The organism is Tessaracoccus zhenghani (assembly GCF_055326325.1).
In genome coordinates this window covers 41,146-54,426 of record NZ_JBUZNQ010000010.1, presented here as the reverse complement: position 1 = coordinate 54,426, position 13,281 = coordinate 41,146, and the positions used below count along the sequence as shown (strand labels likewise).

Sequence of the window (13,281 nt, the reverse complement as noted above, 5' to 3'; positions counted from 1 at the left end):
GTCAGCGGGTCCCGGCCGGGACCGGTATGATCGGCTCTTGGACCGCGCGCTGGGGCGCGCCCGGGGTTTGTTGCGCGGGCAACCTGAGCCGCTTGAGCAGCAGGGCGTTGAGCGTGACTATGACCGTGGAACCCGACATCGTCAGGGCCGCGATCTCCGGACGCAGCATTAGGCCGAAGGCGGGGTAGAACACCCCTGCAGCGATGGGCAGCGCGATGGCGTTGTACCCGATCGCCCAGGCCAGGTTCTGGCGTTCCTTCCGTACGGTGCCCTTGCCGATGCGCAGCGCGATGGGGACGTCCAAAGGATCGGAGCGCATCAGGACGAGGTCGGCGGTCTCGATCGCCACATCCGTGCCGGCTCCGATCGCGATGCCGATGTCGGCCTTGGCCAGCGCCGGGGCATCGTTGACGCCGTCACCCACCATAGCCACCGACTTCCCTGCCTGCTGGAGCTCGGCGATCTTGTCGGCCTTGTCCCCGGGCAGGACCTCAGCGATGACGGTGTCGATGCCGAGCTGCTCGGCGATGCGCAGTGCGGTGGCCTCGTTGTCGCCGGTGAGCATGACGACTTCGATCCCGGTCTCGTGCAGGGCCGCGACGGCCGCGGCGGCTGTGTCTCGAGCCGCGTCGGCCAGCGCGATGACACCCACCGCGCGCCCGCCCACCGCCGCCAGCACCGCGGTGCGCCCGGACGCGGCCAACTCGTTCCGCCGCTCGGCCAGGTGCCCCAGGTCGACGTTCTCCGCGATCATGAGGCGCAGGTTTCCCACCAGGACTCGGCGCCCGTCAACCGTGGCCGTGGCACCGTGGCCCGGGACGTTGAGGAACTCGCTTGCGGCCAGTTCGGGCACGCCGCGCTCGGCGGCGTAGTTGTCGATCGCACGGGCGAGTGGGTGTTCAGACTCGCGTTCGACGGCGGCGACGAGGGCCAGCATCTCCTGCTCGCTCATGCCGGCGGTGATGATTTCGGTGACCTCCGGCTCGCCCTTGGTCAGGGTGCCGGTCTTGTCCATCACCACCGTGTCGATCCTCGCCGTGCCCTCCAGCGCGGTGGCGTTCTTGAACAGCACCCCCCGCTTGGCGCCGAGCCCTGTGCCGACCATGATCGCCATCGGTGTGGCCAGCCCCAGCGCGTCGGGGCAGGTGACCACCACGACGGTGATCGCGAGCAGCATCGCGACAGGGACCCCGGCCCCGGCGAGCATCCACACGGTGAAGGTCACGGTGCCGCCGATGAGGGCGACGAACACCAACCAGAACGCGGCCCGGTCGGCGAGGCGTTGCCCGGGGGCCTTGGAGTTCTGTGCCTCTTGGACCATCTTCACGATCTGCGCTAGCGCAGTGTCCGCGCCGACCTTCGTGGCCCGTGCCCGCAAGGTGCCTGTGGTGTTGATCGAGGCGCCGATCACCTCCGCTCCGGGCGCCTTCTCGACCGGCATGGACTCTCCGGTCACCATCGACTCATCGACCTCGGACTCGCCCTCCTCCACGACTGCGTCGGTGGGGATCTTCGAGCCTGGCCGTACCAGCAGCAGATCGCCGACGACGACCTCGGCGGTGGGGACCTCCACGGGTTGGCCGTCACGAATCACCACGGCTTGGGAGGGGGCCAGCTGCAGCAGCGTGCGCACTGCGTCGTTCGCGCCGCCCCGGGCTCGCATCTCCAGCCAGTGCCCCAGCAGCACGAACGTCGTCAACACGGTGGCCGCCTCGTAGAAGACCTCACCACCGCCAGTGAGGGTGACCACCAGGCTGTAGAGCCAACCGGCCCCCACGGCGACCGCTACCAGGACCATCATGTCCAACGTCCTGGCCCGTAGCGCCCGGAAGGCGCCGTCGAAGAAGATCCACGCCGAGTAGAACACCACCGGCAGCGACAGGATCAAGGTGAAGACGTCGTCGCGCAGCCCGAACGCCAGCGGCGGGTTCAACCCCAGCACGTCACGCCCGAGCGGGGACCAGATCGTGATGGGGATCGCCAGGATCAAGGCAACCAAGAACCGGTTGCGCATGTCCCTGGCCATGTCCTCCATCGAGCCGCCACCATGGTGCCCGCCGTGGCCCATCACCGCCTGCGCGGAGCGGTCAACCTCATCCGCACCGCCACCGGGACCGGTGTGGCGGGCGTGGTCGTCATCATGCCCCGGCGGGCCTGGATGCGTGTCGGCCTGCCGTGCGTGGGCACCGTGCCCGGCGTGGCCGTCGGTCGGGGCGGGTTCGGCCATCGGGTGGCACATGTGCTCGGGCACCGACTGCCCAGTGCAGTGGTAGCCGCAGTCGTTGACCCAGCCGACCAGCTGGGCCACCGAGGTCGCGTCCGGGTCGTAGGTGACGGTCGCTGTCTGGGAGGCGGCGCTGGCCTCGACGGCCAGCACGCCGGGCAGTCCGCGTAACGCCTTCTCGATCACCGATTCGGAGGTGGCCCAGTGCAGGCCGCCGACCTCCAGGACCGTGGTCTGATTCTTCATGATCGGTCTTCCGTTCCAGTTTCGTGGCCAATAGTCGTGCGTCGACGGGTCGGCGATGCCTGCTCCCAGACTGGGGCGGGAAGGAACTCCCGGCGCATCCCCAGTGCGTCGTCTGTCATTTCGATCGAGGTGGCGCCCTCGGTAACGGTGCCGGCCAGCGCGCGGATGGCGTCGATGGTCTCGGGGACGACGATGGCCTCGTTGAAGACCTGGTAGGTCAGGAAGGCTTCATCCCCCTCGACCGTCAGGACGTCTTCCCACATGGCGACCTCCCACATGTCCCCGCGGGGCCGGCCGATGTCGCGCATGAGCTCGACGGTGGTGTTCAGGGCTGTGAGGCCGTCGGCCATGCGGATGAACGCGATTCTGGGGGCCGCACGCAGGGCATCAAGGACCTCCCCGCGGCTGGCGGGCCGGGTCAGCTGGAGGGTCCAGTAATGGTTGTGGGTCTGGGTGTGCGCCGCCTTCGCGGCCATGGTGACCACGTCCAGGTCGGGCAGCACTGTGCGGGCGTCCGGGCCCTGGTGGGACGGGATGGCGCCCTCGGGGACCATGGTGTTCATGATGCCGCCCTGATGGGACTCGCCCGGGTCGGTGGCCCGACGGATGAGCACCCCTCGGGCGCGGGCGAGGAGGTCTGCGTCCCGCAACGCGCCGAGGACGCGCACGATGCTGGTGGTGTTGCACGACACCACCCGCGTGGTGTCCCGGCCGAGTGCGGTGGCGTAGTTGGCTTGGGCGACGAAGGAGTGCCCGGTGGTCGCGTGGGACTCCCCACCCTGAAAGACCGCCTTGACCCCAGCCGTGCGGTAGATCGGCAGGTTGGTGGCGGCGATCTTCTTCGGGGTGGTATCAACGACCACGTCCACCCGTTCGAGCAGATCGGACAGGGTGCCCGCCAGGGGCACACCGGCCGGCTGCATCGCGGTGCGCGCATCTTCGTTGGCGGCGAACACGTCGAGTCCGAGCCCTACGGCAGTGCGCACGTGCCAGTCCGTGGCGACGTCGGCCACCCCGACGAGGACCATGTCCGGCATGGCCCGGACGGCGTCCGCGACCCTCTTTCCGATCACTCCGTAGCCGTTGACGGCAACCTTTATCTCCATATCAGTCTCCAGTGCTTGTTTCGTATCGTGTGTTTCTCTGAATCTGTGGCGCTCGTCGGTCGGTTCGATCGGCGGGTTGCTCCGCGTGCTCTTCTTTGGGCTCTCCGCCTGCCGCCGAGGACTGGGGCGAAGCGGAGGGTGGCGGTCTCCTCAGCTGCGCAGGAGGCGCCCGATCGCTGCGGACGCCTCCTGGACTTTGGCGTCTTGCAGCTCTTGGTCGCCGGACTCGACCGCCTCGGCGAGGCAGTGCTGCAGGTGGTTCTGGATGAGTACCAGTGCCAGCGACCGTAGCGCGCTGGAGGCGGCCGAGATCTGCGTGAGGGTCTGTATGCAGTACGTATCCTGATCGACCATGCGGGAGATGCCACGGATCTGGCCCTCGATCCGGTTGAGCCGGTTGATGAGCGCGTTCTTGTCGTCGGTGCTGGCCATGTCGATCGATCCCATCTCCCGCATGCTCTGCGCTCGGCTAGTGGTCGTGGTGGCCGGAGTGCGGGCCGTGGGGGGCCGTTTCGGGTTCCGGGTGTCCGTAGCGGTGGGGGTCCGCGTCGAACGTCGCTGCGCAGTGCGTGGAGCAGAAGTAGAACGTGTTGCCGTCTTGGTCGCGGGTGGCGGCGGCCTTTGCGGGCTGTACCTTCATCCCGCAGACGGGGTCGATGTGGGTGGGGGTCTTCTTCTTGCCGAACATGGTGGTGTCCTTTTCTGTGGTGGTGGTGGTGGCGGATACGGTGCCGCCGATTTCCACGACGGGCGTCGTGGCGTGCCCGGTCGGGCCGGGCTCCGGGATGGGGCGGGGCGTCCAGCCTCGCAGGCGGTTGGCGTTGGCGACGACGGAAAGGGACGAGAGCGCCATGGCGCCGGCGGCGATCATCGGGCTGAGCAGGATCCCGAAGAACGGGTACAGCAGGCCGGCCGCGATGGGGATGCCGAGGGTGTTGTAGAGGAACGCGAACACGAGGTTCTGTTTGATGTTGCGCATCGTGGCGCGGGACAGGTCGACTGCCGTGACGACACCCGAGAGGGCGCCGGAGATGAGGGTGATGTCGGAGGATTCGATGGCCACGTCAGTGCCGGTGCCGATCGCGGAGCCGACGTCGGCTTGCGCCAGTGCGGGGGCGTCGTTGATGCCGTCGCCGACCATGCCCACGACCTTGCCCTCCTCCTGGAGGCGGCGGACCTCGGCGGCCTTGTGTTCGGGCATCACCTCGGCGACGACGCGGCGGATCCCGACCTGGGCGGCGATCGCGGCCGCCGTGGCCCTGTTGTCGCCGGTCATCATGATCACTTCGATGCCGCGGGCTTGGAGGGCCGCGACCGCGGCGGGGGATCCTTCCTTGATGGTGTCGGCGACGGCTACCACCCCGGCGGCGCGGCCGTCGACCGCGACCAGCATCGGGGTCTTGCCGTCGGCGGCGAGCGCGTCGTGCAGGGGGAGCAGTGCCTCGTCGATCACTCTGCCTGCGGCGAGCAACCGGCGGTTGCCGACGAGGATGTCGTGTCCGTCGACCCGGCCGCGCACGCCTTGCCCGGTGATCGAGTCGAAGTCGTCGGTGTCGAGCACCGTGATGCCGCGCTCGACGGCGCCGGCGACGATCGCTGCGGCGAGTGGGTGCTCGGAGCTCTTCTCCACGGCGGCGACCCAGCCGAGCAGCTGGTTTTCGTCGTGGCCACCGGCAGCGGCGACGTCGGTGAGGATGGGAATGCCCTTGGTGATGGTGCCGGTCTTGTCGAGGATGATGGCGTCGAGCTTGTGCGCGGTTTCAAGTGCCTCGGCGGATCGGATCAGGATGCCGTGCTCGGCGCCCTTGCCGGTGCCGACAGTGATCGACATCGGAGTTGCCAGGCCGAGCGCGCAGGGGCAGGCGATGATCAGCACCGAGACCGCGGCGACGAGCGCGAACACGAACGCGGGCGGGGGGCCGACCAGGAGCCAGATCGCCAGCGTCCAGACGGCGATGATGATGACGACGGGGACGAAGTAGCTGGAGACCTTGTCCACCAGCCGCTGGATGGGGGCCTTCGAACCCTGTGCCTCGCGGACCAGCTTGATGATCTGGGCGAGCATCGTGTCGGCCCCGACGCGGGTGGCCTGGTAGCGCAGCGCGCCGGTGGAGTTGATCGTCGCGCCGATCACCGGATCGCCCACGGTCTTGGTCACCGGGATCGACTCCCCGGTCACCATGGACTCGTCGACGGCCGACGTCCCGGAGATCACCTCGCCGTCGACGGGGATCTTCTCGCCGGGCCGAATGAGCACCACATCGCCGACCTCAACCTCCTCGATCGGGATCTCCACCTCAGTGCCGAGGCGCAGGACCCGGGCGGTACGCGGCTGGAGACCGATGAGCTTGCGGATCGCCTCGCCCGTGCCCGCCTTCGCCTTCGTCTCCAGCAGGCGGCCCAGCAGGATGAGGGTGATGATCACGCCGACGGCCTCGTAGTACACCTGCTGCAACTCCGGAGGGAGGATCTGCGGAGCGAACGTCACCACCAGGCTGTAGCCGAATGCCGCCACCGTGCCGAGTGTGATCAGCGAGTTCATGTCGGCGGTGCGGTGCGACAGCGCCCGCCACCCGACGCGGTGGATCGGCCAACCGGACCACAACATCACCGGCGCGATCAGCGCCAGCTGCAGCCAAGGGTTCATCAGGAACTCCGGAACCCAGGTCACTCCGAACAGTTCGACACCCATCACCGCGACGAGGACGGGTAGAGTGAGCAACGCGCCGATGGAGACGCGCCGGGTCAAATCCCGGATCTCGGCGGCCCGCTCCGACTCCTCATCGTCATCGTCGGCGACGAGCGGCGACGCGTTCGCCACGGTGCCCGGCGTGGCCGCTTCCGATGCCGCTGCGTCGGGCTGTGCGAGGGCAGGTGGAGTCTCCGGCACAGCACCGGCGACCCGGATGAGGCCCGAGACCATGTTCATCCCACAGGCGAACCGGTATTCGCCGGCAGCCTCCGGGGTAAACTCCACCGCCGTGGTCCGGAATGCCGGCAGGCTAGCGTTGATCTTGAAGTCGGGCATCACCACCCGCGATGTGCATTCACCGCCCTCCTTGCGGTCGAACAGGATCCGCACCGGCATGCCTGGACGGACGCCCTCGATCACGCCGGGACTGTAGCCACCATCGACGGTGACCTCCACCACCTGCACCCCGTCCTCGACGTGCACGCTCCCAGCCTTCTTCGGACCGAAGAAGAACCACAACAGCAATGCAGTCAGCACTCCTGCGCCGACCAGAACAAGCCAAACCATCACGCCACCTCACTCGGAATTTCATACCCTGGGGGGGTATACAGCGAGACTACGGCGGGACTATGCGAACCGCAATGGCATCCGATCAAGGTTCGATCAAGATCCGTGCGCTGGTGCGAGGGGGTCAGAGCCTGCGGGCGGATCTTGACCGAATCTTGCCCGATCCCGGTCAAGCGCTTGACGCGGATCGGTCAGCGTGGAGTCGGTGGCGCGGCTGTGCGCCCTCGTGATTCGACGACGGGAGTCGACTGTGTGGCCTGAGCTGTTTTCGGTGTTCGGTGTGGGGGTCCAGTCCTATGGACTCAGCAAGGCGCTCGCCCTCCTGGTGGGCGCGTACCTTCTGGGCCGTTCTTTCCAGCGGATCGGATACGACAAGGAGGTGGGCCAGTCGATCGCGCTGTGGGCCACTCTCTGGGGCTTCGTCGGCGCCAAGGTGTACTTCCTCATCGCCAATTTCCAGCACTTGTCCTGGCACATGCTCGGCGGTTCCGGTTTCGTCTGGTACGGCGGCCTGATCGGCGGGACGATCGCGGTGGTCGTCATGACCCGGCGGAACGGGTTGTCGCTGCCGAAGGTCGCCGGGGCGATGGCGGCACCGTTGTCGGCGGCCTACGGCATCGGCCGGATCGGCTGTTTCCTTGCGGGCGACGGTACCTACGGCAAACCTACGGACCTGCCCTGGGGGATGGCCTTCCCCAACGGCGCGGTCCCGGTCGACGTCCCGGTCCACCCCGCCCAGCTGTATGAGGCGGCCGGGGCGTTCTTGATCGCGGGCATCTTGTGGGCGCTGGGACGCCGCGTCGGCCCGCTCACCGTGTTCGGCGCCTACCTCGCACTGAGCGGGACGGCCCGGTTGCTCGTCGAGTTCGTCCGGATCAACAATCCCATCCTGTTCGGCCTCACTGAGGCGCAGGTGTTCGGCATCGTCAGCATGCTCGCCGGCACCGCCTTGATCGTTCGTGAGGCCCTGCCCGGACCCACGCCACCCAGCGAGGACGGGGATCCGGCACAGGCCGGGAGGAACGCGCGGATCATGGCCGCGTCCACGACGACCCCGGTGGCCTGACGCGCCGCCGATCCTTGACGGAAGCCGGGTCGAGGCTTCACCGAATCCATACCTGCCGGCGGGAAAGTGGTCGTGGTGGCTCTCGTGCCGCCGATGACCAAAAGGAGACCCCACATGACCCCCACGAAGAGGATCGCCGCCCTCGTCGCAGCGGCTGCCGCACTGCTCGCCGTGACCGCTGTGCCAGCGGGCGCCGGGGAGCCCAGCGGGCGCCACTTCGCCGAGCACGTCCGGATGCACGCCTCCGAGACGGGCTTCAGCGGCACCCACAACCCTGGCGTCATGCATCAGGGGTTCGCGGGCTGGGACGCCCACCACAACAGCTAGGACACACCCATGATGGTCGAAACCGCCGTGGAAGTGATGGCTCCGGCTGAGCCCGCAGGTGGTGGCGCGCGCAGTCTCCTCGGCACGATCTGGGCTGGGGCCCGCGCCGCCGTCGGCGCGCTCATGGGGCTCGCCCCCCACGTGATGCACCACATCGGGTTCCTGGCCGGTGCAGCGATCCTCACAGGGTTCCTGGGCAACGCGGTGTTGTACGTGGCGGGGTTGCTGTTGAGCATTCCCCTCCTCCGCCGCCTCCGCCGACGCTTCGGGACCTGGAAGGCGCCCGCGATCGGTGTCGTGATCTTCTCGGTGTTGTTCGCCTTCTCGACGTTCGTCCTCGGCCCCCTGTTCAACCCTGACCCCGGGAGCGGGGATGAGCCTGACGCCCCGGCGCCTTCAGCGACGCCAGCAGAGGAGGAACACGACGGTCACCACGAGTGATCAGCCGTTTCGGGCACTCCAACACAAGCGAACCGCACCCCCGGCGAATGGCTGGGGGTGCGGTTCCACGTTGCCCGAGCTACCGAGCGATCGGGGATCCGTCAGTGCTCGTCGTGGCCGGCTCCGGTCGCGGTAGCGTATTCCGGCACGCTGATCTCGACGGTGCCCGGCCCGGGGGCCGGCGGCAGCGGGCTGTAGCTGATCCCGTTGGGCTTGTCGCCCACGGTCACCGTCGCCATGGTGGCCTTCGCGGTGAGGTCGATGACCGAGACCGTGTCGTCGTAGAGGTTGGTGACCCAGGCTCGCTGCCCCGTGGGCTCGATGACGACACCGTGCGGCCCGGACCCGGCTTGCACGGTGGACTCGACGGTCATGGACTCGGGGTCGATCATGGTCACGGTGGTGCCGGGAGTGTCGTCGGTACCTTGGTCCGCCGAGAGCAGCCGCGTCCCGTCGGCAGTGAGGTAAAGCTGCACCGGGGGGGCCGGGACCGCAACCGATCCGATGACCTGTTGTTCCGCGAGGTCGACCTTCACCACCGAGCTGGACCCGATGAGGGTCACGTAGACATATCTTCCGTCGGCGCTGACCGCCACCTGAGGTGGCGAGTCGCCCACGGGGATACTGGCCGCCACCGCGTTCGTAGCAGTATCGACGACGTCGATCGCGCCGGCCGTGGTGTTGGCGACGACCACGGTTGACCCGTCGGGACTGGCCCGCAGCCCGTGCGGGCCGGCGCTCAGGTCGATGGTGGCACGCAACTCGAGCGAGTCCGCCTCGTAGACGCTCATTGTGTCGTCGCCGGCGTTGGTGACATACACAGTCTCGCCGTCCGGTGTGACGATCACGTGTGCGGGACTCGTGCCGGTGGGTGCCGTCCCCCGCAGTTCGTAGGTCTCCGCATCCAGGGCCACGAGTGCGTTGTTGTGTCCGCTGATGGCCCAAACGGTGCTGCCATCGGGGCTCACCTGCACGTTGTGCGGGCTCTCGATTCCTGTCACGGTCGTGACGACCTCGCCGGTGGCGGCGTCCAGCGCGCTGAGCGAGTCCCCGTCCTCGTTGGCGACCCATACGGTGCCGTCGACGGACGCGATCTCCGGCGTCGACCCCGAGGCGGTTGCATCCTCAGTCGCCACGGTTGCGCCATCGTCTGTCGCCGCTCGCCCCGGTGTTGTCGTGCCGGGGTTCGGGTCGGTGCCCTCGCCTTGGCCGCAGGCGCTCAACGCCAGGGCCACAGTGGCGAGGACGGTGAGGGTCGCTGGTCTGCGCCAGCTCCGTTTGGTGGTGCGAATCACTGACTTTCTCCTTGTTCTTCGTGAAAACTCCCGCGATCACTGTGCGCGCACCGGATCTGGCCCGGGTGCGGATTCGGTGAAGATCCCGTCAAGATCCTGGCATGTCCCTACCCACGGAACCTTGACCGTTCCTGAACATTCCAGGCTTGGATCAGGACGATACCCAGGGGAGTATTGACTCATGACCGCTTTGAACCGCCGCCACCTACTCCTCGGCGCCACGGGTATCGCCGGGGCGGGACTCCTGTCCGCCTGCACGAGCCCCTCGAACAAGCCCGGCACTCCAGCGCCCGGCTCCGGTGCCTCTCGCTCGTACCCGGCCCCTTCGCTCGCTCCGGCGCCGGGGCGTTCCGTCGTACAGCAGACGTTGGCGCCGCGGCCGGTCACGCTCGACCTCGGCGGCCTGACGGCGAAGACTTGGGCGTACGACGATTCGAGCATGGGTGTGCTGCGCGGCACGGCTGGAGACCTGTTCAGGATCACGGTCGACAACCAGTTGCCCGCATCGACCAGCGTGCACTGGCACGGCGTCCGGCTGCACCACGCCGCCGACGGTGTGCCGGGGGTGACGCAGGACCCCATCGAGCCCGGCACGAGCTTCACCTACGAGTTCGTGGCACCGGACCCCGGGACCTTCTTCTTCCATCCGCACTCCGGCGTTCAACTCGACCGTGCCCTGTATGCACCCCTGATCATCGACGACCCCGACGAACCGGGGGCCTATGACGACGAGTGGATCGTGGTCCTCGACGATTGGACCGACGGCGTGGGCCGGGGCCCGGACGAGATCTTCGAGGAGTTCGCCGCGGAGAACGGCGCGGTCTCGATGGGCATGGGCCACGGGAACATGCGCGACATGGGGCACGGGGCATCCTCGCCCCTGGGGGATGCCGGGGACGTGGAATACCCGCACTACCTCATCAACGGACGCGTACCTGAAGCCCCCGCAACCTTCGAAGCCAAGCCGGGACAGCGCATCCGCATCAGGATCATCAACGCCGCCTCGGACACCATCTTCAAGCTGGCGTTGGGGGGCCACACCATGACCGTCACACACTCCGACGGATTCCCCGTCGAACCCGTCGATACCGCAGCCCTGTACATCGCAATGGGAGAGCGCTACGACGTGACGGTCACCCTGCGCGACGGGACCTTCCCGCTCGCGGCACGGCCCGAGGGCAAGACCGGGACCGCCCGCGCAGTCGTTCGGACGGCCTCGGGCGACGCGCCCTCGACGGATGCCCCGGTCCCGGAGCTCGACGGCGACGCCCTGCTCGGTACGCAACTACGCGCCGCAGCGCAGGCGCGCCTGCCCGACGGCGAGCCCGACGACACCTTCGATGTGGAACTCAACGGTCAGATGGACCCCTACGGTTGGGGCATCAACGGCCGCAAGTTCGGCGACCACGAACCACTCGAGGTGAGCCCCGACCGGCGCGTCCGGATGCGAATGACCAACATGACCATGATGGCCCACCCCATGCACATCCACGGCCACACCTGGGGACTCCCGGGCAGCGGAGGCCTCCGCAAAGACACCGTGCTCCTGACCCCCATGCAGGCCATCGAACTCGACCTCATCACCGACAACCCCGGCGAGTGGATGCTGCACTGCCACAACATCTACCACGCGGAAGTCGGGATGATGACGACGATGCGCTACGCCTGACGATCGATCAACCGCGCATCTCTGCGGCCCGTAGTAGGCAGGAAAGCTGAATCAGAAGCCCGTGAGCGTAGGAGCTCGCGCAGAGGAATCAGCCGCCACTGGGGAGCCGGGCTTGATGCCCACGTGACTGGAGCAGAGAATCGATCATGGCAGCACCCGACTTGTCTCGCTCAAGCTCGGGTACTTGGTACAGGTTAGCCATTGCCGCCGTTGTGTGACCAAAGCGGCGTTGCACCTCACGGTCAGTCATGCCTGCTTGCTTTGCGAGAGTGGCAGCGGTTGCCCGGAGATTGTGCAGGGTGAGCGTCGGACGGCCGATCTGCCTGGCAGCGCGCCGGTGCGCTGCTGCCAGCACCGTCTCGTTCATGATCTTGCCTGTACGGCGGGCCGGGAAGAGCAGCTCGTCGGGTGCGAAATTGTGGTTCTGGACCCAAGGCCGGAGGTAGTCCAGCACTGCGGCGGGTAGGTAGATGACGCGCTTCCCAGCCGGAGTCTTGGTGTCTGTGTAGTCGCGCTTGTACTCGCCCTCGGCCACCTGTTCCCGTCGGATGGCCCCGGCGACTCGGATGAAGCCCTGTTCCACGTCGAGATCGCGCCGACGCAGGCCACGTACCTCCCCAGATCGGAGGCCACCCAGGACGGCCACTGCCAGGGCTGGGCGGTAATATTCCTCCACCGCTTCGAGGTACGGCCCAATATCGCTTGCGCTGAGCGCCTCAGCTGCCCCCTTGGCTCGTGGTTTGCCGGCTCCGACGATGCGGCACGGGTTGGCCGCGATCAGCTCGTCGTTGACGGCGTCGTTCATGAGGTGCTTGAGGAGATCGTAGGCCTTCCCGTTCATGGTCGGTGTGTCCGGGAGAGCCTCGTGCCACTTGCGCACGATCGCGGCAGTGACGAGTGTGAGGGGTGTGTCCCCGAGCCAGCCGTCGATCCGGAGACGCAGGCACCGTCGGTAATCCTCGACGGTGCTGCCGACGATGGGCGACCTCGATCGGGTGGACCATGCCGCGATGCGCTGCTCGGCCCACTCGCCCACGGTGAGCGCTGCAGAGTCCTGTCGGCGCTGACGTACCTCCGGCGGTGTCCAGCCGTCTTGATCGATGAGTCGCTGCTCGGACGCCTGCCAATACCTCGCGTCCTGCAGGTGGGTGAAGGTCTTGGAATACCGCTTCCCGTCGGGGCCGAGGTAGCGAACCCGGTAGTTCCCGCTCGGAAGGAGCAGGATTCCGGGCGGAAGTCTGCGGGGTGCACGCGCCATGTTCGGGCTCCCTCCCCCGGTTCTCCGGGTCCAATCCGTGTCCAATCTGGGGCCAATCGGTACCCATTATGGCCTATTTCGTGACCAATTTGGGGCCACAGAGTGGTGCACGGTGGCGGAGGGTGGCGCAGCTTGGCGGAGTCGGAATCCCGCCTCACTACGTGTTTTGCATCCGTTTTGGCTTGTGCCAGGCGGTTCTCGAGTTGTGGAGCATAGGGGACTCGAACCCCTAACTTCCACCTTGCAAAGGTGGCACTCTACCAATTGAGTTAATGCCCCGAAGTGCGCGTGGCAAGTATAGGGGCACTTCCGGCCGACAACCAAAGCTGCGACGGGCGGGGCCACCGGCTGGTGGAGAGGCCACCCCACCCCGGCCACGCCGGATCCAGA

Annotated in this window: 10 protein-coding genes and 1 tRNA gene; 4 read left to right on the top strand and 7 right to left on the bottom strand. The window is 67.5% G+C overall.

Going from position 1 to position 13,281, the window contains the following annotated elements; all coding sequences use genetic code 11:
- Position 1 precedes the first annotated feature (1 nt).
- The 4 genes from ACZK4S_RS14380 to ACZK4S_RS14365 all read right to left on the bottom strand — a co-directional run bounded on the left by ACZK4S_RS14380 (position 2) and on the right by ACZK4S_RS14365 (position 6,835).
- Entirely contained in the window at positions 2-2,470 is a 2,469-nt protein-coding gene (locus tag ACZK4S_RS14380) for a heavy metal translocating P-type ATPase (RefSeq protein ID WP_463644751.1), read from the bottom strand.
- The gene (locus tag ACZK4S_RS14375; protein WP_463644750.1) at positions 2,467-3,576 is read right to left on the bottom strand and encodes a type II glyceraldehyde-3-phosphate dehydrogenase; all 1,110 of its coding nucleotides are present in this window, start codon (positions 3,574-3,576) and stop codon (positions 2,467-2,469) included. The genes ACZK4S_RS14380 and ACZK4S_RS14375 overlap by 4 nt, the downstream gene beginning before the upstream one ends.
- A gap of 150 nt (positions 3,577-3,726) precedes the next feature.
- The gene (locus ACZK4S_RS14370; protein ID WP_463644749.1) at positions 3,727-4,023 is read right to left on the bottom strand and encodes a metal-sensitive transcriptional regulator; all 297 of its coding nucleotides are present in this window, start codon (positions 4,021-4,023) and stop codon (positions 3,727-3,729) included.
- Positions 4,024-4,045: 22 nt separating this feature from the next.
- Complete coding sequence (locus ACZK4S_RS14365) at positions 4,046-6,835, bottom strand: heavy metal translocating P-type ATPase (RefSeq protein ID WP_463644748.1); 2,790 nt, start codon at positions 6,833-6,835, stop codon at positions 4,046-4,048.
- 250 nt (positions 6,836-7,085) lie between these two features.
- Here ACZK4S_RS14365 and ACZK4S_RS14360 point away from each other — a divergent pair, with 250 nt between their 5' ends.
- The 3 genes from ACZK4S_RS14360 to ACZK4S_RS14350 all read left to right on the top strand — a co-directional run bounded on the left by ACZK4S_RS14360 (position 7,086) and on the right by ACZK4S_RS14350 (position 8,669).
- Positions 7,086-7,901 (top strand): prolipoprotein diacylglyceryl transferase, encoded by an 816-nt coding sequence (locus tag ACZK4S_RS14360; RefSeq protein ID WP_463644747.1) that lies wholly within the window; start codon positions 7,086-7,088, stop codon positions 7,899-7,901.
- Between the two features lie 114 nt (positions 7,902-8,015).
- Complete coding sequence (locus tag ACZK4S_RS14355) at positions 8,016-8,228, top strand: hypothetical protein (protein ID WP_076061689.1); 213 nt, start codon at positions 8,016-8,018, stop codon at positions 8,226-8,228.
- A 9-nt stretch (positions 8,229-8,237) separates the two neighbouring features.
- Positions 8,238-8,669 (top strand): hypothetical protein, encoded by a 432-nt coding sequence (locus tag ACZK4S_RS14350; protein WP_463644746.1) that lies wholly within the window; start codon positions 8,238-8,240, stop codon positions 8,667-8,669.
- Positions 8,670-8,770: 101 nt separating this feature from the next.
- On the opposite strand, the gene ACZK4S_RS14345 is transcribed toward ACZK4S_RS14350, so the two are convergent.
- Positions 8,771-9,964, bottom strand: a complete 1,194-nt coding sequence (locus ACZK4S_RS14345; protein ID WP_463644745.1) for a YVTN family beta-propeller repeat protein — start codon at positions 9,962-9,964, stop codon at positions 8,771-8,773.
- Positions 9,965-10,145: 181 nt separating this feature from the next.
- Between ACZK4S_RS14345 and ACZK4S_RS14340 the strand changes: the two genes are divergently transcribed.
- Positions 10,146-11,633, top strand: coding sequence for a multicopper oxidase family protein (locus tag ACZK4S_RS14340; RefSeq protein ID WP_463644744.1), 1,488 nt, complete (start codon positions 10,146-10,148; stop codon positions 11,631-11,633).
- Between the two features lie 88 nt (positions 11,634-11,721).
- Here the strand turns inward: ACZK4S_RS14340 and ACZK4S_RS14335 are convergent, their stop codons facing one another.
- Together ACZK4S_RS14335 and ACZK4S_RS14330 are read right to left on the bottom strand one after the other, a co-directional pair.
- Positions 11,722-12,891, bottom strand: a complete 1,170-nt coding sequence (locus ACZK4S_RS14335; protein WP_076061681.1) for a site-specific integrase — start codon at positions 12,889-12,891, stop codon at positions 11,722-11,724.
- 206 nt (positions 12,892-13,097) lie between these two features.
- A tRNA-Ala gene (locus ACZK4S_RS14330) sits at positions 13,098-13,170 on the bottom strand.
- Positions 13,171-13,281 lie beyond the last annotated feature (111 nt).

Bases quoted from the DNA above. Each gene is read 5' to 3' on its own strand.
- ACZK4S_RS14380 (WP_463644751.1), bottom strand. From the start codon at position 2,470: ATGAAGAATCAGACCACGGTCCTGGAGGTCGGCGGCCTGCACTGGGCC.
- ACZK4S_RS14375 (WP_463644750.1), bottom strand. From the start codon at position 3,576: ATGGAGATAAAGGTTGCCGTCAACGGCTACGGAGTGATCGGAAAGAGG.
- ACZK4S_RS14370 (WP_463644749.1), bottom strand. From the start codon at position 4,023: ATGGGATCGATCGACATGGCCAGCACCGACGACAAGAACGCGCTCATC.
- ACZK4S_RS14365 (WP_463644748.1), bottom strand. From the start codon at position 6,835: ATGGTTTGGCTTGTTCTGGTCGGCGCAGGAGTGCTGACTGCATTGCTG.
- ACZK4S_RS14355 (WP_076061689.1), top strand. From the start codon at position 8,016: ATGACCCCCACGAAGAGGATCGCCGCCCTCGTCGCAGCGGCTGCCGCA.
- ACZK4S_RS14350 (WP_463644746.1), top strand. From the start codon at position 8,238: ATGATGGTCGAAACCGCCGTGGAAGTGATGGCTCCGGCTGAGCCCGCA.
- ACZK4S_RS14340 (WP_463644744.1), top strand. From the start codon at position 10,146: ATGACCGCTTTGAACCGCCGCCACCTACTCCTCGGCGCCACGGGTATC.
- ACZK4S_RS14335 (WP_076061681.1), bottom strand. From the start codon at position 12,891: ATGGCGCGTGCACCCCGCAGACTTCCGCCCGGAATCCTGCTCCTTCCG.